21 protein-coding genes are annotated in these 17,716 nt (G+C 64.8%); 2 read left to right on the top strand and 19 right to left on the bottom strand.

The genetic code is table 11. The features are described 5' to 3' along the window. Position 1: 1 nt before the first annotated feature. From WS91_RS03480 to WS91_RS03570, 19 genes are all read right to left on the bottom strand, one after another. The gene (locus WS91_RS03480; RefSeq protein ID WP_059575436.1) at positions 2–655 is read right to left on the bottom strand and encodes a hypothetical protein; all 654 of its coding nucleotides are present in this window, start codon (positions 653–655) and stop codon (positions 2–4) included. Next, positions 648–1,619, bottom strand: a complete 972-nt coding sequence (locus tag WS91_RS03485; RefSeq protein ID WP_226377141.1) for a hypothetical protein — start codon at positions 1,617–1,619, stop codon at positions 648–650. The genes WS91_RS03480 and WS91_RS03485 overlap by 8 nt, the downstream gene beginning before the upstream one ends. 3 nt (positions 1,620–1,622) lie before the next feature. Continuing rightward, positions 1,623–1,901, bottom strand: coding sequence for a phage baseplate plug family protein (locus WS91_RS03490; protein WP_059575434.1), 279 nt, complete (start codon positions 1,899–1,901; stop codon positions 1,623–1,625). Continuing rightward, on the bottom strand, positions 1,898–2,632 hold the full coding sequence (locus WS91_RS03495) for a hypothetical protein (RefSeq protein WP_059575433.1): 735 nt from the start codon (positions 2,630–2,632) through the stop codon (positions 1,898–1,900). Before WS91_RS03495 ends, WS91_RS03490 begins: the two co-directional genes overlap by 4 nt. Position 2,633: 1 nt before the next feature. After that, a complete protein-coding gene (locus tag WS91_RS03500) occupies positions 2,634–4,322 on the bottom strand; it encodes a lytic transglycosylase domain-containing protein (RefSeq protein WP_059575431.1) in 1,689 nt (562 codons plus the stop codon). Between the two features lie 120 nt (positions 4,323–4,442). Beyond that, entirely contained in the window at positions 4,443–5,051 is a 609-nt protein-coding gene (locus tag WS91_RS03505; RefSeq protein ID WP_059575429.1) for a hypothetical protein, read from the bottom strand. Then, positions 5,048–5,491 carry a hypothetical protein gene (locus WS91_RS35450; RefSeq protein ID WP_065494859.1) on the bottom strand — a complete coding sequence of 148 codons (444 nt, stop codon included), beginning with the start codon at positions 5,489–5,491 and terminating at the stop codon, positions 5,048–5,050. Before WS91_RS35450 ends, WS91_RS03505 begins: the two co-directional genes overlap by 4 nt. Before the next feature lie 12 nt (positions 5,492–5,503). Beyond that, positions 5,504–6,826, bottom strand: coding sequence for a hypothetical protein (locus WS91_RS03515; RefSeq protein ID WP_059575425.1), 1,323 nt, complete (start codon positions 6,824–6,826; stop codon positions 5,504–5,506). An 18-nt stretch (positions 6,827–6,844) separates the two neighbouring features. Then, on the bottom strand, positions 6,845–7,138 hold the full coding sequence (locus tag WS91_RS03520; protein ID WP_059575423.1) for a hypothetical protein: 294 nt from the start codon (positions 7,136–7,138) through the stop codon (positions 6,845–6,847). Between the two features lie 4 nt (positions 7,139–7,142). Continuing rightward, entirely contained in the window at positions 7,143–8,102 is a 960-nt protein-coding gene (locus WS91_RS03525) for a hypothetical protein (RefSeq protein WP_059575421.1), read from the bottom strand. Beyond that, positions 8,102–8,536 (bottom strand): hypothetical protein, encoded by a 435-nt coding sequence (locus WS91_RS03530; protein WP_226377142.1) that lies wholly within the window; start codon positions 8,534–8,536, stop codon positions 8,102–8,104. Before WS91_RS03530 ends, WS91_RS03525 begins: the two co-directional genes overlap by 1 nt. Continuing rightward, complete coding sequence (locus WS91_RS03535) at positions 8,536–8,994, bottom strand: hypothetical protein (protein ID WP_059575419.1); 459 nt, start codon at positions 8,992–8,994, stop codon at positions 8,536–8,538. Before WS91_RS03535 ends, WS91_RS03530 begins: the two co-directional genes overlap by 1 nt. A 1-nt stretch (position 8,995) precedes the next feature. Further along, positions 8,996–9,514 (bottom strand): hypothetical protein, encoded by a 519-nt coding sequence (locus WS91_RS03540; protein ID WP_059575417.1) that lies wholly within the window; start codon positions 9,512–9,514, stop codon positions 8,996–8,998. 79 nt (positions 9,515–9,593) lie between these two features. Beyond that, positions 9,594–10,619 (bottom strand): hypothetical protein, encoded by a 1,026-nt coding sequence (locus WS91_RS03545; protein ID WP_059575415.1) that lies wholly within the window; start codon positions 10,617–10,619, stop codon positions 9,594–9,596. A gap of 12 nt (positions 10,620–10,631) precedes the next feature. Next, complete coding sequence (locus WS91_RS03550) at positions 10,632–11,228, bottom strand: hypothetical protein (protein WP_059575413.1); 597 nt, start codon at positions 11,226–11,228, stop codon at positions 10,632–10,634. Between the two features lie 3 nt (positions 11,229–11,231). Further along, complete coding sequence (locus WS91_RS03555; protein WP_059669754.1) at positions 11,232–13,079, bottom strand: NUDIX domain-containing protein; 1,848 nt, start codon at positions 13,077–13,079, stop codon at positions 11,232–11,234. A 1-nt stretch (position 13,080) separates the two neighbouring features. Next, positions 13,081–13,917, bottom strand: a complete 837-nt coding sequence (locus WS91_RS03560) for a hypothetical protein (RefSeq protein WP_059575409.1) — start codon at positions 13,915–13,917, stop codon at positions 13,081–13,083. Between the two features lie 3 nt (positions 13,918–13,920). Next, the gene (locus tag WS91_RS03565; protein ID WP_226377143.1) at positions 13,921–15,378 is read right to left on the bottom strand and encodes an anti-CBASS protein Acb1 family protein; all 1,458 of its coding nucleotides are present in this window, start codon (positions 15,376–15,378) and stop codon (positions 13,921–13,923) included. Beyond that, a complete protein-coding gene (locus WS91_RS03570) occupies positions 15,379–16,029 on the bottom strand; it encodes a hypothetical protein (RefSeq protein WP_231751966.1) in 651 nt (216 codons plus the stop codon). It lies immediately after the preceding gene. 19 nt (positions 16,030–16,048) lie between these two features. On the opposite strand from WS91_RS03570, the gene WS91_RS03575 reads away from it, so the two are divergent. Both WS91_RS03575 and WS91_RS37145 read left to right on the top strand, forming a co-directional pair. Further along, positions 16,049–16,558 (top strand): hypothetical protein, encoded by a 510-nt coding sequence (locus WS91_RS03575; RefSeq protein WP_156432276.1) that lies wholly within the window; start codon positions 16,049–16,051, stop codon positions 16,556–16,558. Then, positions 16,555–17,715, top strand: coding sequence for a hypothetical protein (locus WS91_RS37145; protein ID WP_059669756.1), 1,161 nt, complete (start codon positions 16,555–16,557; stop codon positions 17,713–17,715). Before WS91_RS03575 ends, WS91_RS37145 begins: the two co-directional genes overlap by 4 nt. Position 17,716 lies beyond the last annotated feature (1 nt).

Below are 17,716 nucleotides of genomic sequence, written 5' to 3' on the forward strand. Positions count from 1 at the left end.
CTTAATTGATGGGCGGGTCGGTCTGCGTCTTCGACCCGGTGCCCGGGAAGTACCCGTGCGTGTGGTTCTCATAACTGTTGCCGTCGATCGACAGGCCGCTCGCGTCGAGCGTGATCGTGTGGCCGCCGAAGCTCATGACGATTCCGGCGCCCGTCACGGACAGCGAGCCGGATTCGAACGTGAGCGTCACGCCGCTCTGGTTCACGACACACGATGATGTCGGTCCCTGCGTCGTGCGCGCGATCATCCCGTTCGGGCCACACACCTGCGCGGCATTGGAATCGTCGGGCGCAGAACTGGCGTTGCTGACCGGCACGAAGACCAGCGCCGACAGGTTGCCGCGGCGCCGGAAGTCGGCCGTGCCGCCGCCGAGCCCCGAAACACCGCCCAAGTACGCATCGGCCGGCATCGTCACGCCCTTGTCGCCGACCTGCGTCGGCATGCGAACCCACGGGCTTTCGGCCTTCGGGATCCTCACCGGCGGCAACGTCCACGTGCCCTGCATCTCGAACTCGACGGTCACGATCGCGCCTGTGACCTTCGTCACGCGGCACGGCAGCGCATTGCCCGTGTCTTCGATCGCCTTCTGCGCGCGGTCGATTGCCAGCCGATTCAGCGACTTCTGCAGCGGCAACTTTGCGTAGTTGTCAGCCATTGCTCATCACCGCGCAGTTCGCGATCGTCACCCAGGACGCGCCGTCGAGCGCGCGGAAGTTGCCGATGTGTCGCTGCTCGATCACCGAGAACTTGCCCTGGAAGGCGCTTTTGTATTTCAGATTCGATGGCAATGCGGCTGCCGACGTCAGCACAATGTCAGGCGTGTTCTGCAGCCCCTGCGGCATCAGCAGTTCGGTGCCGAGCTGGATATCCGCGCGCATCACGAGCTTGACCTGCATCACGTTCGGCGCGATCCACGTCGGCTGACCGACGAAATCCGTGAAAGCGAGCTGTACCGTGTTCGGTTGATACGTGCTGTCGTAGACGACGATCTGGCCGGCCTGAATCGTGACCTGCACGCCCGCATAATCGGCGCCAAGAAAGTTTCCCTGCGTGATCTCGGAGAGCAGCTGCGCGAGCTGCTCGAGCGTCGAGCACCGATGCACTTCATCGTGCGACTGCACCAGCTTGTCGCTGATGTTGATCAGCGCGGAAAGCGTCGGATAGGCGATCGACAGCGTCTGCTTCAGCGCCTGCGCCAGCGGCATGTTGGCGGTCCAGTTCAGGACGATGTTGCCGGGCTGGTCGAGCGTGTACACCGCCGGGTTCAGCACCAGGTCGAGCGTCATCTCGGTGCCTTCCCAGTTGCCGAAGGACTGCCATATCTGGCCGGCCGCGAGCAGCCCGGCCTGCTTCGGATTAGCGAGCGGCAGGCCGGCCTGCATGCCGCCCTTCATGGACAGGTTCATGCCAGCGAACTGCTGTGCCTGAAGCAGATCCTCGAGCGGGACGCCTTCGATCAGGATCGACTGGCCGCCCATCGGCGTGCCGTACGTCGCGACCGGAATGTCGAATTCAACGTTCAGTGCGCCAGGATCGAACACGCCATTCTGGTGCGATGTCCAGCGTCGGAACGGCTTCGTCCCGCCTTCCGGCGTGATGGTGATGTCGTAGTAGCGCATCGATCAGGGGTTGACTTCGAAGTTGCCGCTGTCCTCTCGGTACAGCAGCGTCGAGGTCGAGAAGGCGCCGGGCGCGAGAGGAATGTCGTAGCCGAGCGGCGAGCCGACCATTCCACCCGACCATGCGACGTTGCCGTTTTGGTCGGTCAGCGTGACGTACCAGCGTTGGCCGGCGATGTTCCACGTCACGGACAGCGAATACGAGACGCCGTCGAGCGAAACGGTCGCCTGGAACGGCGGTGTCGTGGCGTTCGACGGCAGGAAAGCGATGAGCGTCGTCATAGCACGGGCTGCGAAAGGAACTGATTCACGACACCGGCCATATTGCCGACGCCCTCGAGCGCGCCCTGCACTGCTGAGCCGGCCGCCGCGACGGCGCCGGACCATGCCGGCGACGTCACCTGCTGACCACCCGCCAGCTTGCTCATCAGCGCGCCGAACGCGCTGCTCGCCGCCTGCTGCGTCAACAGCGGCTGCACGAAATCGAGCTGCCACTGGATCTGCTGCTGCTTGCCCTCGCCGCTCGTGACGTCGGTCATCGACGTCAGGATGCAGTTCGTGTAGATCCGCGCGGGCGTGGCGACGTGAAATGTGCCGCCCGCCGCGCAGTGCGCTTCGAGCGAGCTTTGCAGCGACGTGAAGATCGCCAGCTTCGTCAGGTAGCCGCCGGTGTCCTTCACCGGCGCGATCATCAGCAGCGAGACGTTCTTCGGCTGCATCACGATCGCGTTGCCGGCGACCTGCTGGTTCGCGAACGGATACGTGCCGACCGCGTTGTTGATGATCGTGCCGCCGGGCAGCACCACGAACCGCGCGAAGAAGTTGTCGAGGCTTACGCTGCCGCTCGACAGGATGCTCTGCGCGAGCGCGCCGAGCTGACCGACGAGGCCGATGATCGGCATCATGCCGCCGAGTGTGTTCGCGACGATCCCGCCGTTCAGGATGATCGGCGAGACCTGAAATGACAGGTCGTACGCCGAGCGAAAGCCCGAAGAGAGGTCGAGTCCAGCCATGTCACATTCCCGGTGCTGCTGCGTTGGCCTGCACGGCGACGCGCGCGGACGTGTTGTTGCTCACCTCGACCTTCACCTTGACGCCGGTTCGCTTCGCCATCTCGGCGGTGATCGACGCGATGTACTTGCGCGTCTCGGCCGGCAGGCCTTGCTCCCACTGCGCGCCGTTCTTCGCGATGTCCTTGTCGAGGTTGCCCTGCCCCCAATTGTACGCAGCCAGCGCTTTGCGAATATCACCCCGATACTTGCGCATCAGGTCGCCCATCATTCGGGAATTCGCGTCTGCCGAGTCGTGCAGGTTGAACGGATCTTTCAGGCCGTACTGCTCGGCGGCCGCCGGCATGAACTGGAACGGCCCTTTCGCACCGCGCGGCGATACCGCGTTGATGTCGCCGCGCGATTCGACCATCTCCTGCGCGTACATCAGGCCTGCGGGCAAGCCTTGCGCCTTCTCCATGCCGGGGAAATAGTTCGGCTCGCCGGTCAACTTCTGCACGCCGCCAGCCAGCTTGTCGACCGTCGTCGGCTGCAGCGCAGCCCATGCGGCGGCTTTCTCTGCATCCGTTTCCGGTCCACCGCCGCCGAAGAACTTCCCCACCTTCCGGATCGCGCCGACGATGTCGGCGATGCCATCCGCGAAGTCCTTCAGATCCTGCTTGAAGCCCGGCGAACCGAGGTAGGTCGTCAGGCTCGTGATGCCGTCCGACACCGCCTTCAGGTTCTTCGGCGTGAAGATATCGTTGATCAGCTGGTCGGCGTCCTTCGTCAGCGTCGTCACGAACGCGCGCAGCGACGGCGCGAGCTCGACCAGCCGATTCGTCAGCGACGTCTCGAGCGTGCGGCCGGCGAGCGTGATCTGGCGATCGAACTCGTACCACGCCTGCGTCGTGCCGTTGCTGACGTTCAGCGACCGCTGATCGCGGCTATATTGCGAGCGCGCGGCGTTCAGTTCCGACAGCGGCGTATTGCCGAGCCGGCGCATGTCTTCGAGTGTCAGGCCAGACTGCGTGAAGCCGGCAGCCGAGAGGTTCTCGGCGGTGCGCTGCGAGGCCGGTGTCTTCGTCCACCAGTCATGCGCGCGCGTGGCGAGCCGGATTGCGAGCTGATCGGGGCCCTGATTCGCGACGGCCTGCGACCCGAGGCCAGTCGCAAGACCGAGCCATACGCGGCCCTGGTAGCTGTTCTGCGCGTCGGCGACGTGCGACAAAATGCTCGGGTCGAGGAAGCGCCCGAAATCCATCCCGAACGCCTTGTACTGGCCCGGCGTCAGGCCGACGCCGCGCGCGCCGCGCTGCTCGGTCACAGCCGAATGCGCGAGATCGCGCAGGCTGATCGCGCCGAGGATGCCGCCCAGACCGGCGATCCCGCCACCGATGGCGCCGAACTTCAGCAGCCACTTGCCGATGTCGAAAACGGCCTTGCCGACGTTGCTGGCCTCCTTCGCCATCTTCGACATCGTATGCAGGCCTTCGCGCGCCATGACGTTGAATTGGCGCTGCGCCTCGGTCGACGACTGAATGCCGCTCGCGAGCGATTTCGCGGTGGCCGCGTTCCGGCGCATCGACGAATCGATCTGCTGCCACTCCTTCGGCATGCCTTGGATCTTCGACTCGAACTGTTCGAACAGTTCGTAGAACGCTTTGAATTGCGCGTCGTTGATCTCGATCGGAATGATCGACTTGTTAGCCACTGGCGCCTCTCAGGATGCGGATCAGTTCGATGAGGTTGCGGTCGCGGAAGTCGCGCGCGCTGCGGTGCGGGGAATCATGGCGCTCGAACGTCTCCCGAAACCCCTCACCTGCGACGAACTTCAGGACGGAACCGACGACACCACCGCCGGCGCCGAAGTCGCGCCCTTCGTCGAGGTCGGCAAGGAAGCGCTGAATTCCAAAGGCGGCAAGGACGTGATCGACCCCTTCAGCAGGGAAGCTGTGCGATTCGCGTGATTCTTCCGCTCCGCTTTGCTTGCCAGCGCATAGATGCAGGTAAAAAAAACGACTGCAGACTCGACCTCCGCCTGATCTTCATCATCGATCTTGCCGGCAGATACGGCGCTTTCGAGCGGCAGCAAATCCCAACCGGCGGCCGTCGGCACGAGCACCATCGTGAGGCGACGGATTTCGGCGAGGAGCGCCGGTGTCGCGAGATCGACCGGGGCGCCATCCTTATCGACGAGCCCGCGCGCAGCAGCCTCGCGCAGGCCTTCATCGCGCAGCGTGAGCGCCGCGATGAGGGGGCCAGCGTCCATCATGTACATGGCGCCCTTGCTCGTCAGCGACGCCTTCGTCGCCGCGAGCACCCGGTAGTTCGCCTCGAACACCGCGCGCGAGATCGGCGTGTGGTAGCCCCACACGCGTACACCGGCCTCGTCCGTCACGACCGGCACGACGAGGTTCATCGCCTCGTTGATCTGGATCACGTCATGCTCCACAGGTCATTGTTGGTGTAGTACGTGCCGCGCAGCACGAGCATACAGACTGCGTCCATGCCGTCGAACGCGTTCGGGTCGAAGTGACGGATCGCGGTGTCATACAGCGTGAACGAGTCGAACGCGGCGGAATCGCTGTTGATCTTGACCTGGCCGAGCACGCTATTCGCTTCCCACTGCGCGCGCCACGCCATCGACAGCGCCTGCGTGCGCAGGATGCCGACCGTGATCGTCGCCGGCACGTACGGCGCCGGCGAGTTCACGAGTCCCGTGCCGGTGCCGGTCTGATCGGTGAAGTCACCCTCGAACGCGATGCGCGCGAACGATTTCCCCATGTACGGCGCCGTGATGTTCAGAGACGTGAAGGCCGGTACGATGACCGAGCACCGAACGCGGTTCAGGGTGCCTTGGCTGACAAGCGGGTTTGCCATTTGTGGCTCTCCTTAGAACTGGACCGCGTCGACGTTGAAGGTGATCGTCAGGAACCCGTTCTGACCGACGACCGTCGCCGCGAGGCCGTTGTAAATGCCGGCCGCGTAATCGCCCGGGTTCTGCGTCGTGTACTGCTGGAAGCTCGTGGCCGTGATCGATACCGACTGCGCGCAGCCGAACGTGACCGCGCTCGAGCCGGCGCCTTCGGCAACCGATTCGACCGTGTTGATACCGGGCTGATCGTAGAGTAGCGGCGGATTGCTGTTCGAGCCGTTGATGATCGCGGCCGCGATGCGCTGCTTCGCCTGGATCTGGAACCAGTCGATCCCATACCACCAGCTCGCCTGATCGCCGCTCATCAGCGTGCCCTTGAACACGCATGCCGTCGAAATTCCGCCCTCCGCGCCCGTCAGCACGAGATTGCCGTAACCGCTCAGGATCGACGTGATCTGCGCGTTGTAGCCCTGCGCCGGCCACGCCGTGACGCCGAACAGGTAGCGGTAGGCCATCGGCGCGAGCTTGTTCGACGCGCCCGGCTGGTTCACCAGCCACTGGTAGAAGAACGCGGCCGCCGTGAATTCCGTCGACGGCGCGAGCGGGCTCGGCACCACTGCGAACACCGATTTCAGCGTCGAGTAGTTCGCGAGGTTCGTCGAGCTCGTCGTGACGAAGAAGTACGTCTTGCTGGTCGGCGACGAGTACAGGCTCGCGAGGATGTTCAGTGCCGATGCGAGGTTCGCCGTGGCGACCGCGCCGGTACCGCCGCCGCCCGAGAACGATACGGTCGGCGCCGCGGTATAGCCCGAGCCGGGATTCGTGATCGTGACTGCCGCGACCTTGCCGTTCTGGATGATGGCCGTGCCGGTCGCGGTCGTGCCCGACGTCGGCGCGGAGAACGTGACCGTCGGCGCGGACGTGTAGCCCGAACCGCCGTTCGTCACGACGACGCTGCCGACCTCGTCCTTCGAGTAGTCCCATGCCGCCGGCACGAGGTACGCGTAGAAGATGCCCGGGTTGTTCGAGATCCACGTCTGCAGCAGGCCGATGCCTTGATCGACGCCCGTTTCGACGCCGAGCTCGAGCACGTAGAAGCCGATGGCCGAGCCCTGCGCAAAGTGCGTCGCGGCCATGTTCGCGAGCTCGGTCGAGTTACCAGCGCCGCTCTGGATTGCCGTCAGATCGGACTGCAGTCCGATGTACTGATACGTGCCGGCCGTGAGGTTCGTGCCGCCCACCGAGACGATCGCACCGCTGCGCTGAAGCTGCGACGGCACGGGCGCCCGGGTGACGGTGACGTTCAGATTGACGATCGTCGAGGTGATGGTTTGCGCCATGGTGGGCGGTCTCCGAAGTTATGCCCAGGAAACGGACACGGTCCCGCCGGTCGGCGGAACGATGACGATCCCGGTTGAGGTCGGCATGCCATAGAACTGATACGTGCCGATGGCTTGCGGAATCACGCCGACTTGGTTGGCCGCCGCATTGCCGCTCGTCGCGGTGTTGTCGTAGACGCCGCCCGCCGCGCTACCGGCCGCGACGACGGAGACGGTGTAGATGCGCCCGGGCGCGCTCTTGATGACGGTCGTCGTCGTAATGTCGAGCGACGTGATATTGCCGCCGGGTTGCGGCGGGAAATACTGGGGCATGGCTTTACTCCTGGATGGTGGTGGTGATGCTGGCCGACAGGATCAGCCGCCGCGCGATCGCGTCAGCGGTTCCCTGGTAGTACGACGCGAGGATCGTCAGGGTCTTCTTCATCGCAAGCGCCGCAATCTCAACCTGCATGCGCTTCTCGTCGCGGATCGCCGGCGAATTGCAAAATCCGAAGTCGTCGGTGTTCAGCGAGTAGTCGACCAGCGCCGCGTAGAACTGGATCGCGCGCTGGTTCGTGAAGCCGTAAAACGTGAGCCGCACGGTATCGCGCATGAGCTGCGCGCTCGCCATCTGCTGCAGCGCCGTCGGCGGCGTCGGCGTGCCCGGCCACGTGTAGGTCGGGAACGACTGGATCGCGATCGTCTCGCCCGGCTCGATGTGCGCCGTCACATATGGCGGTTCGACGTTGTCCGGCACGAGAAACGACGGATACACCGGCGCGCCGGCGAGGCTCGCCAGCGATAGCCAGATCGGCAGGCTGTTCGATACGATCGGCTCGACCGGCAGGTCGGCCGCGCTCGCGACGAGCTGTGACGCCAGCGCCGGATACACCGCGAAGCCGCGGTAATGCCACAGGCCGGCCTGCTGGTAGTTCAGCCCGGTTTCGGAGAATGCGACCTGCAGCGTCGCACCGTCGACCTGCCACGTGCCGATCCACATCGTCCCCGGGGCGATTGTATTGAGCTGCGAAATCTCCTGCTCGGCCGTGAACAGCAGCTTGTTCGCGGCGATCGTCTGGTCTTCTTCCTGCCGACGGTCGGTCAGGATGTGCAGCGAGCCGCTGAACTGCTGCGCGGTGCCGGTCGCCACCCAGAACACGTAGCCATCCGTGGGAAGCGTCGATTTCGTGTATTGCTGGAACGTGACCGACTGGTTGCGCGAGAGCTGCTCGACGCCGGCCTCGAGCGCCGCGGCGAGATCGCCCGGCGCGGCCGCTGCTTCATCGATCAGTCCCATCAGTCAGTCACCCATGCACGAAACGACGCTTGGTAGAGGCCCGTGTCGACGAATTCCGGCCGCGCCGGGTTCTCGGCGGCGTACGGCCGCTTCTTCCGATGGTTCACGCCTTCGTCAGCGGCCGCGACCGATTGCGCGCTGGTCTGCTTCCATTCACGCGCATCGAGGAAGTCCCGAAACAGCTCACCGATCTTTCCCGTCGATATGTCGACCGACAGGCGGCCGACCGGCTTGCCCTGCGCGATGCTTTCGATTTCGCCGGCGATGTCGTTCGCCAGCAGCTCGCCGATCTCCTCCTCGTACATCTCGAGGAACACGCGCATCACGTGGTACTCGTCCTCGATGAACGTCGCGACGTCGCCCGTGGTGACACCGGGCTTCGCGTCCGGCCCGGTATAGGCGACGTCGATCACGCCGAGGTGGAGAGTAGGCATCAGGAAACTCCGACGACGTCGGGACCGAACTGCTGCGCATATGAGAGATATTCCCTTCCCCATGGCGTCTTCAGCAGGTCGAGATCCTGCATCGTCAGGTTCTTCATGAAATCCGGGACGACGAGACTGTTCGACGTGCCGTTGTCCGCCGACGACTGCACGACGCCCCCAACGAACGCCATCAGCTTGAACGCCGTGCGTTGCTGCGAGAAGAACGTCGACGGAGGAATGTCCTGCGCGACCTTCAGCAGCCGGTGCATGCCGAGGTTGTACACGGCTAGCACGTAGACGATCGACGGCACGCTGCAGGGCGGCACGAGCGCGAGATTCATCGCCATCGTGTACGCCCACTGCAGGTACTGCGAGTCCGTCGGCAGGTCAGCCTGCGGCACGCCCTGGTTGTAGACGAACGTCGTGAAGTCCGCGAGATTCGGCTGCGTCGGGTCGACGAAGGCCATATCAGACGGGGAGCTTGGTATCGGCGCGGCCGTCCGGCGCCACCGACAGAGAGAAATTCACTTCGTCACCGGTCGGCTTCTGGCCGGGCGGGACATCCTGCTTCACTTCCACCGAGGTCACGCTCGCCATGCGCCGGCCCTTGCCACCGCCCTTCTTGTCGCGCGTGGCGCTGTCGAAGGCGAGCGCGCTGCGCGTCGCTTCTTGCGCGGAGCGATGCTCCTGCGTGTCGACGAGCTGATCGTGGCCGGTGACGATGTGCGTTTCGGTAACGGGCTTGCCGACGCGGTAGAGGTAGCCCGAGAACTCGCTGATCTTGCCGTTCACCTCGGCCGCGTTGCGGAAGCCGAATTGCTCGAGGTGACGCACCAGCGCTTCGATGACGGCACTCGACGCGCCGCGCGCGATCTCGCGCTGCTGGCCCGACGGGATATGCACGACCTGCGCCTTGCCGGCGTGTTCGGGCGAACGGAAGTGGTGATCGAGATGCTGCTTCGTGCAGTTGGCGATGAAAATCGACATGTCGTCCTCGGGAAAAAGAAAGGGGCGCCACGCGGGCGCCCCTTCAGGGTGGTGATACAGACTCTCGCTACGGTGCTGCTCAGTGCGGCATCGACAGGATCGTGATGCCTTCCGGACGGACGCCCCAGCCGGACGTCACGCGCAGTTCCTGCACTTCGGTGATGCCGCCATCGGGGATCGGCGTCGGGATCTTGATCGGCGCCGCGGCGTCCGCGTACATCAGGTTGACCGCCTTCATGTTCGGCGTGATGTCCGCCGCCACGTTGGTGTTGATGCCCGCGATGTCCGGCTTCTCGATCTCGGGGATCGTCAGGATCACCGCGTCCGAGCCGCCGGCGCCCTTGCCGATCAGCGTGTCGTCGAAGTACCACTCGATCTCGTCGCCCATTTCCTCGACGACATTCTGCACCACCTGGCCGACCGTGGCCGTACCGGCGCCGGGGCGCTGATATTGCACGACCTGCACGATCGAGCCATACGACAGCTGCAGGAATACGCGCTGCGGGCTGACGATGCGGATCTTGCTGCGCACGTTGCCGCCCGACTGGAACATGCGCGTCTTCAGCGCGACGATCTGCGCGAGGATCCACAGCGCCATCTCGCCATTGTCGTAGGTCGACACCGTCGTGTTGCCGTAGCTGTCGGGCGGCAGCGTCACCGCCGTGGCGCCGACCGTGTTCACCAGACCTTCGCCGTTCGCCGGGTTGAAGCCGTACAGCAGGCCCGTGCGCATCTGCTGGAAGATGCCCTGACGCTGTGCGAGATCCTGCGCGGCCGGCAGGCCAACCGAGTATGCAGCCGCGGCGGCCGTATCGTGGTGGTCCCACTGAGCGCGCGTGCGGATCAGATACGTCGCCGTGCCGTAGAACGTCGCGGTCAGCGATGCCGACGGCAGCAGGTTCGGCGCGCCCTGCGATGCCTGCGTTTCGGTGCGCAGGTCGAGCGCGTTGATGTAGACGAAGAGGTCTTCGCTACCGATCTTCACGCGCGGCTTGCCGCCCGGGAGAGCGTTGAACGCGCCGGAGGCCTGCGCGTAGGTGACGATCAGCTCGGGCTCCGAGAAGCTCGGCGCGACCTTGGCCTGAGCCGGGAAGTAATTTGCCATTTCGGAGGCTCCTTAGATCTGGATGATCGCGGCCGCACCCTCGGTCCAGGTGAGTGCACCTGTGCCCGAGTTGTAGCTGACGATCTTGCTTTTCGTGTTGACAGACAGCACCTTGCACGCGAGCGCGCCGGCGCCCGAGCTGTATGCGACCAGCTTCTGGTTCGTGAAATCCCACGAGACCTGTTGGTTGATCGCGCCCGTGTCGAGGTTGCCGGCCAGCGTCGCGTCGCACTGCACCGCGATGCGCGCGTTCGAGCCGAGGCGATAGAACATCGCCGTCATGCCAGCCGTGAGCTGCGGCACGTTGTTGCCCGGCGTCAGGATCGCGTTGTACGACCGGTTGATGACGGTGAAGCCCGTCACGCCGGCGTTGTTCGCGGCGATCACCAGCGAGTTGCCGAGACCATTCTGGTTCGGCGCGGCGACGTTCTCGGTGATGGCCATGCCGCCCCAGACCGGGCCGGTGACCGACGCAGCGATGATCGCGCTCGCCAGCCACATGTTCGACGACGGATCGTCCATGACGGCGCCCTGGACATAGCCCTCCGTATCGATGCGGAAGGTGCCAGTCGGCGAGCTCGTCACCATCGGGTTGAACGAAATCGACATGGCTTATGCCCCCTTGTCTTGGCGGTTGAGCTTGCAGACGACGCCCGGCGACGTGAAGTGCTGCATCCACGTTGCGATGTCGCCCGCAAAGCGGGTGATCTGGCGGCCCGCTTCGTCACGCGAGACGATCGGGATGAGGCGGCCGGCCGGGGCCGATGCCGGGTTACGCGCGGCGACTTGCGCATCGGCGTAGATCTTGTCCTCGACCACCTTGAACGCGGCGCCGTCGAGCGCGTCGAGTTTCACGCCCTTCATGTCCGGGCTGTGCGATGCGAGCTTCGAAGCGAGGCGCTTGCGATAGTCGATCGGGCTTTCGCCGTGCAGCGGCGCGGTCGCGTTCTGGCCGAACATCTGCATGACCGAATCGGCGCGCATCTGGGCGGATGCCAGTGCGTCGCGGTCCTCGACCGACAGCGGCTTGACCAGCGTCGACAGCGTGCCGTCCATGCGCTGGATCTGGGCACGCAGTTCGGCATTCTCGCGGGCGAGGCGTTGCGAGTCGGCACGTGCGGCAGAATCCGCGCGTTCCTTCTCATCCTCGTCCTTCTTCTCGGCCGAGTCGGCGCGCTCTTCCTCGCGATGCTCCGCTTCGCCTTCCTTGATGGCCGCGGCGATTTCGCCCTCGGCCTTCTTTTCGAGGCCCATTTCCTTCTCGCCTTCGCGCTCGGCTTCCTTCTCTGCCGAATCCGCCGTGAGCGGCTTGGCCGGCATTTCGTCGCCACCCTTGTTTTCGATGGCGTCCATGCGCGAGCAGACGCTGTCCATGCGCTTCATCAGCGCATCGGCCCATGCCGGGGCCTGTTCTTCCATACCATCCATTTCAGGATCTCCTGTGTTGACTCCGCTGGGCTCGCCGCCTTTGTCCCACACGCCCTCTTCGCAGATTGCGAGGTGGTCGAGATAGGACGGCTTGCCTTCAATGAGGACCGATTTACCGTCGACCTCGACGGCTTCGGCTGAGCCCGCGTCGCGGAAGATCACCGCGGGACTGGTCGACGCGTGCGACGTCGGCATCAGCCGGGCCGCGTCGTCGTCGAATACTTTTGCGACGCCCCGCACTTCCGTTTCGGTCAGATACGGCAGGAAGATCGTGCCGATCGACCGATCGCGGTACTCGTCGCTGTTGAGGATCGTCTTCTTCGGGTGCTCGAAGATCACCGGCAGGCCGTTGCACCGCTGCCGGAATTCCTCGGTCAGGAAGTTCTCAGGCGGCCGATACACGAACTCGTCGTGCTCGGTGCGGTAGCTGGTGCCGGTGCCGGTGATGCGTAGGTCGAATAGCCAGACATTTTCGTAGCGCTGCGGCGACAGCAGCTCGCCGGCCGCCATGCGCTTCGCGATATCCAGCTCGTTGCCGGTCAGCAACTCGATCGTCTGCGCGACCGCCGGGTGCATCTTCTCCGGCAGGCTGGCGGGCGCGGCCCACTGCCAAGCCGTGTGCTCGTCGTTCAGGACGGGCTTGAACGGCTCGGGAACGTTCTGCAGGAAGCACGTGTATTCGCCCACGCCCCCGGAAATTGCGTTGCGCCGCGCGGCCCAGCGCAGCCCTTCCGGGCATCCGCCGATTTCCTCAACCGTTTCGCGCACCGCGGCCTGCTCGGGCGTTTCGTCGCCCTCGGCATGGCCGCCGGGCTGTTCCCACTCGCCGGTGTCGCTGCGCTGCACGAGCAGGAACAGCGGGCCCGGCGCGCGGAACAGGATGCCGGCGCAGTCGGCCGACGTCTGCGCATCCGCGCGCGCCTTGTCGGCGTTCACGAATTCCTCACCGACCGACTTCGGAATGCCGAGCGTGCTGTGGCCGTGCGCCGCGGCTTCCATCGCGCGGTGCTGCTTCTCGCTCACAGTCGGCATTTCAGGGTTTCCGGATTCGGGTTTCTTCCAGCGCCCGCCGACCTTTCTCAGTCAGCATCTCGGGCGGCAGATCGCGCAGGTTGTTCATGTACACGCCATAGCAGCGGCAGAAAGGCTCCTCGGCCGGCTGCGTGATCTCGTCGAGATAGCCGTCGCCCTTCGTAATCAGCCCCTGCTGAAGCGCCCACGAGCCGCGCACGACGTAAAAGCGCTTGTCGCGCTCCTTGTGGTCTGGCCGATAGTCGTAGCCGGCCTGCCGCCAGTGCGAGCGCCACATCATCGCGATCGCCTGCGTCTGCTCAGCGATGACCGCATTGATCGACGACATGAGCTTGTGCCCCTGGTCGATCGACACGCGGCGTTCCTCGTAGCGCAGCTGCCGGATCGGCTTGGCGATGCTCTCGCGCACCTCTGGCTTGTCCACCGCGCGCGAGCCGCCGGCGGGCACCGATGACACCCATCCGGCGAGACGCTGCAGCGACTGCTCGACCGCGCGCTCGCGGTTCAGCTTGATCAGGTCGACGCTCGCGCGCACGCGCTTGTCGAGCTCCGGGCGCAGCGACGGCGTGATGCGCTCGATCGTGAAGCGCGGCACGCCCGGGTGATAGCGCAGCGCGCCGGTCTTCGACAGCGCGCGGTGGAACACAGCATCCATCGCGCTCTGCATCCGATTGCGCATTTCGGCGTCGGTCGGCAGATCGGCCATCGCGGCGAAGCGCAGCCGGCGCAGCCATTCCTGCAGCCGGGCCGGATCGTCGTAACCGTGCTCGCTGATGTCGCGGATGGCCTCGGTCAGCACGTCATGAAACGTGCGGTTAATTGCGGGGCGGACGCTCATCGGCTACTCATGCGACGATTCGACTTCTGGATGCGGCTCGGTGGGCAGCAGCGGCGGCTCGTACGATTTCAGCGCCTCGAGATCGATCTCGAGCGGCGCCGAGAACATGAGCTTGCGCTCGTTCATAACCTCGGCCAACCATCCGATCGCCATCGCCTTATTCTCCGGATCCAGCTCGGGGAGCATCACCTCGACGCACGCGATCGCCGCCTTCGTGATTACGTCGTCGGTCTTGATCTTCTCGCTGTCCGGCTCGACCAGCAGGTTCGGCCATGTGGCGGTGAAAGCGTTCTTCCACTCCATGAACGCCGTCGCATATGGCATGTTTCCGTACAAGCTCGGGTGCTTGCGCTGCATCGATGCATAGAACTCGGGACTCCATGCGCGGCGCATCACGATCGGGTCGAGAAAGTCGTATGCCGGCCCCATCTCGATCCGCACTCGGTCGATGAACCGAGCGATCAGCTTCGCGTCCTCGGTGCCCTCGCCGAACCCTTCGGTCAGCGTGTCCTGCGCGATCATCACGGCCGGCATCTTCGCGGACGTCGCGATGTTCTTAATGACGTTCATGCGCGCGAACTCCGCGGCGTCGCGGATGTTCTTCAGGTCAATCGACTCAATGCTTTCCTCGATGCCGATCGACATCACGTTGCCCGTCTTCGCGCCCTTCAGCATGCGGCGCTTCAGGCCTCCCCAGGCGAGCGCAACCTTGTCGAGCACCGCGCCCGGCGACTTCATCTTGTAGACCAGTAGCCCCGATTTCTCGATGATCGCGTTGTCCGTGATCATCGCCTGCACGTATGACTTCAGCGGGTATAGCGCGCGCTGGTAGACCGAGCGGCCGACAAAGCCGAATGCGCTGTTCGTCCATTCGATGTAGATCGGTGCTTCGTTCAGCGCGATCACCGCGCGCGACGGGTGGTAGTCGTGGTTCGCGACGCGCAGGAACTGCGGCTTCTGGAAGTCCGGCGCATTCGGATTCTGGTTCAGCACCAGCGAGCCGGCCGTGTTCAGCGGATCGAGGATGTTGAAGTATAGGTCGAGCTCGTGCAGGCGCTCGACCGGCAGCGGCTCATCCGTCGGGAAATCCCGGGCGCCGACGATCAGCGAGGCGATGCCGTAGACGCGCTTCAACGTCATGAAGCTCTTGATGATCTCGTCCGCGCCGACGCCGCCCAGCTTCTTCCATTCCTTCCGGAACGCAGCGATCAGATCGTCCTCGGGCGTACCCGGAATCGTGATCTCGCGTTCCTGCGACAGCGCTTCCTCGTAAGGCGCCTCGGCCATCTTCGCGCCCAGCGGGTGGTAGCTGTAGATGACCTTGCACATCTCGTACGACGGGGGCGACCCGGGTTGCAGGTCATCAGCGCCCAGTAGCCGCATGAGCTCGGCGGACATCGCCGTGCCGACGTTCAGACTCGCTTGCGAGCCTTCGTCAGCATCGCCGTAGTAACCGCCCATTTAATAGCCCTCAGAATCGCCGAGGCTGATCGCCACGCCGTAGGTGAATGTGTCCAACAAGTCCTGATGGTGTGGCGTTTTCGTCCCGAGACGGAAGCCGCACACCTGCGAGATCAGGTGATTGCGCGTCTGGCCCTTGTAGTTCGTGACCTTGTCGTGCGCGTAGCGGCTGATCTTCACCTCGCCGCGGTGCACGTAGCCACTCACCGACAGCGCGCGCCCTTCCTTGCCGAGGTCGACCAGCTTTTCCTCGATCGGATGGAACGGCAGGCTACGGCGCTTGGCCTGCTGCAGCAGCACGATGCCGCTCGCCTTGTCTTCGATCCAGCCGCCGAGACTGCCCTGACGCGCGCCGACCTGCGCCGCGAGTTCTTCGCAGCGCTGCGCCACCGTCGGCAGCCACGATTCGAGCAGCGCGCCCTCGATCTGCAATACGTCCCAATCGAGGATGGTCAGCGGCGTGCCGGTGATGATGTTGCGCGCGTAGTAGGTGACAGCCGTGCCGTCGTGTTCGAGGCCATCCTTCAGCGCGGTGTCGACCACCGCGAAGACCTGGTCGCAACGGGTTGGATACGGGAAGAACGGCTCGAAGTGGAAGACCATTCCGCAACTGATGCTGATGTACCGCAGCGCGGGCTGGATGATCAACACGGCCGCGCCGGAAATCTCGATGGGCCTGCCGACGCAGGAAGAACTGCACGACATCATCGACGTGCGCCCGGACGGCACTGTGTCGTTCGGCGGTGTCGAGGAAGGCAGCGTACGCGCGCCGGCCGCCGTCGAAGTGCCGCAGCCGAAATCGAAAAGCGAACGAGCCGCCGAACCGCCGGCAATCGCTCAGGCGGATGCAGACGGCGTGATCGAAATGGCCGCCACGCAGAAGCAGCCCGAACCGGTCCAGCAAAGCCGCTCGACGCGCCGCACCGCTGCCGACAACACGCAACCGGCTGCGGGCGCCGCGCGCGAGCCCGGCGCCGACGATGAATCATTCGAACTCGGCGCGCGGGCAGGCGGCGAACCCGTCAGCGACAGCGTGCTGAAGATCCTGAAAACGAAGATGGAACAGGCCGCGCTCGGCGAGGCAGATCTGCGCAAGCGCTTCGGTTTCGGCTACGAGGGCGTGACCAAGACGAACTATCACGCCGCAGTTGCCTGGATCGAAAACCCGATGGGCGAATGATGGCCGCGCTTCTTTTCGATCCTGTTGAGCACGCTTACACCGTCGAGGGCCGGCGTGTGCCGAGCGTGACGCAGGTTCTCGCCCCGCTCGTCGACTACTCGATGGTGCCGCGCGAGACGCTCGAACGCGCGCGACAGCTCGGGCAGGCCGTGCACCGCATGACCGAGCTGTACGACCTCGACGATCTCGACATGGATTCCCTCGCGGACGAACTCCGGCCGTACCTCACGGCCTGGATCAAGTTTCGCGCGGAAACCGGATTCGTGCCCGAGACGATCGAACAGCGGATGTTTCATCCCGCGCTGCACTTCGCCGGCACGCCGGACCGGTCGGGCCTGATCAGCGGCCGCCGCGCGGTGATCGACATCAAGAAGATGCTGACGCTCGGTCCCTCGATTGGCCTGCAGCTCGCCGCGTACCGAGAGCTGTTCGCGAAGAACGGCACTGTCATCGAAGACCGCTACGGCCTCGGCCTACGCGCCGACGGCAGCTATCGGCTCGTGCCGTACACCGACAAAGGCGAGGCGAAGCGCAAAGGCATCACGCAACCGATCGACGCTGCGAAGAAAGCCGTGATGGATCTGTTTCGCGCGCCGACCGACTACCTCGAGCAGGCCGAAGCGCTGCTGAAGAAGGCGATTCAGGGCTACGACCGCGAACAGGAACGTCTGCGCATCGCCGAGCAGGCGCGCCTCGAAGAGGCCGCACGTCAGGAGCGCGCACGCCTGGAACAGGAGGCGGCGGCGCGCGAAGCCGCGGCGCAGGCAGAGGCGCAGGCCATCCAGCGCCAGGCAGAACAGGCTGCGGCAGCCGGCGATGTCGAATCGGCTGCGCGCCTGAATGCAGAAGCGGAAAGCCGTGTCGAGCAAGGCGCGGCCGAGGTTGCCACGCTACAGACGACGGCGACGCTCGTCACGGCGCCCGTCGTAGCCGCGCCAGTTCGCACGGCCGGCGTCTCGACGCGCAAGGTCTGGAAGGCCGAAGTCAGCGACAAGCTCGCGTTGATCCGCTACGTGGCCGCCCATCCGGAATACGTCGACCTGCTCGACGCGAACATGCCGGCCGTCAACAAAATCGCGCTCGCGCTGAAGAAGAACTGCCCGCTCGATGGCGTGCACGTGTTCGAAGACGATGTGATCGCTGCACGCGCTGCATAAA

Source organism: Burkholderia sp. MSMB1498, assembly GCF_001526245.1.
Taxonomy (GTDB): domain Bacteria; phylum Pseudomonadota; class Gammaproteobacteria; order Burkholderiales; family Burkholderiaceae; genus Burkholderia; species Burkholderia savannae.

What these genes read in the sequence shown, in the direction of transcription:
- WS91_RS03480 (WP_059575436.1), bottom strand. Translation starts at nt 655, where the DNA reads ATGGCTGACAACTACGCAAAGTTGCCGCTGCAGAAGTCGCTGAATCGG.
- WS91_RS03485 (WP_226377141.1), bottom strand. Translation starts at nt 1,619, where the DNA reads ATGCGCTACTACGACATCACCATCACGCCGGAAGGCGGGACGAAGCCG.
- WS91_RS03490 (WP_059575434.1), bottom strand. Translation starts at nt 1,901, where the DNA reads ATGACGACGCTCATCGCTTTCCTGCCGTCGAACGCCACGACACCGCCG.
- WS91_RS03495 (WP_059575433.1), bottom strand. Translation starts at nt 2,632, where the DNA reads ATGGCTGGACTCGACCTCTCTTCGGGCTTTCGCTCGGCGTACGACCTG.
- WS91_RS35450 (WP_065494859.1), bottom strand. Translation starts at nt 5,491, where the DNA reads ATGGCAAACCCGCTTGTCAGCCAAGGCACCCTGAACCGCGTTCGGTGC.
- WS91_RS03515 (WP_059575425.1), bottom strand. Translation starts at nt 6,826, where the DNA reads ATGGCGCAAACCATCACCTCGACGATCGTCAATCTGAACGTCACCGTC.
- WS91_RS03520 (WP_059575423.1), bottom strand. Translation starts at nt 7,138, where the DNA reads ATGCCCCAGTATTTCCCGCCGCAACCCGGCGGCAATATCACGTCGCTC.
- WS91_RS03525 (WP_059575421.1), bottom strand. Translation starts at nt 8,102, where the DNA reads ATGGGACTGATCGATGAAGCAGCGGCCGCGCCGGGCGATCTCGCCGCG.
- WS91_RS03530 (WP_226377142.1), bottom strand. Translation starts at nt 8,536, where the DNA reads ATGCCTACTCTCCACCTCGGCGTGATCGACGTCGCCTATACCGGGCCG.
- WS91_RS03535 (WP_059575419.1), bottom strand. Translation starts at nt 8,994, where the DNA reads ATGGCCTTCGTCGACCCGACGCAGCCGAATCTCGCGGACTTCACGACG.
- WS91_RS03540 (WP_059575417.1), bottom strand. Translation starts at nt 9,514, where the DNA reads ATGTCGATTTTCATCGCCAACTGCACGAAGCAGCATCTCGATCACCAC.
- WS91_RS03545 (WP_059575415.1), bottom strand. Translation starts at nt 10,619, where the DNA reads ATGGCAAATTACTTCCCGGCTCAGGCCAAGGTCGCGCCGAGCTTCTCG.
- WS91_RS03550 (WP_059575413.1), bottom strand. Translation starts at nt 11,228, where the DNA reads ATGTCGATTTCGTTCAACCCGATGGTGACGAGCTCGCCGACTGGCACC.
- WS91_RS03555 (WP_059669754.1), bottom strand. Translation starts at nt 13,079, where the DNA reads ATGCCGACTGTGAGCGAGAAGCAGCACCGCGCGATGGAAGCCGCGGCG.
- WS91_RS03560 (WP_059575409.1), bottom strand. Translation starts at nt 13,917, where the DNA reads ATGAGCGTCCGCCCCGCAATTAACCGCACGTTTCATGACGTGCTGACC.
- WS91_RS03565 (WP_226377143.1), bottom strand. Translation starts at nt 15,378, where the DNA reads ATGGGCGGTTACTACGGCGATGCTGACGAAGGCTCGCAAGCGAGTCTG.
- WS91_RS03575 (WP_156432276.1), top strand. Translation starts at nt 16,049, where the DNA reads ATGGGCCTGCCGACGCAGGAAGAACTGCACGACATCATCGACGTGCGC.
- WS91_RS37145 (WP_059669756.1), top strand. Translation starts at nt 16,555, where the DNA reads ATGATGGCCGCGCTTCTTTTCGATCCTGTTGAGCACGCTTACACCGTC.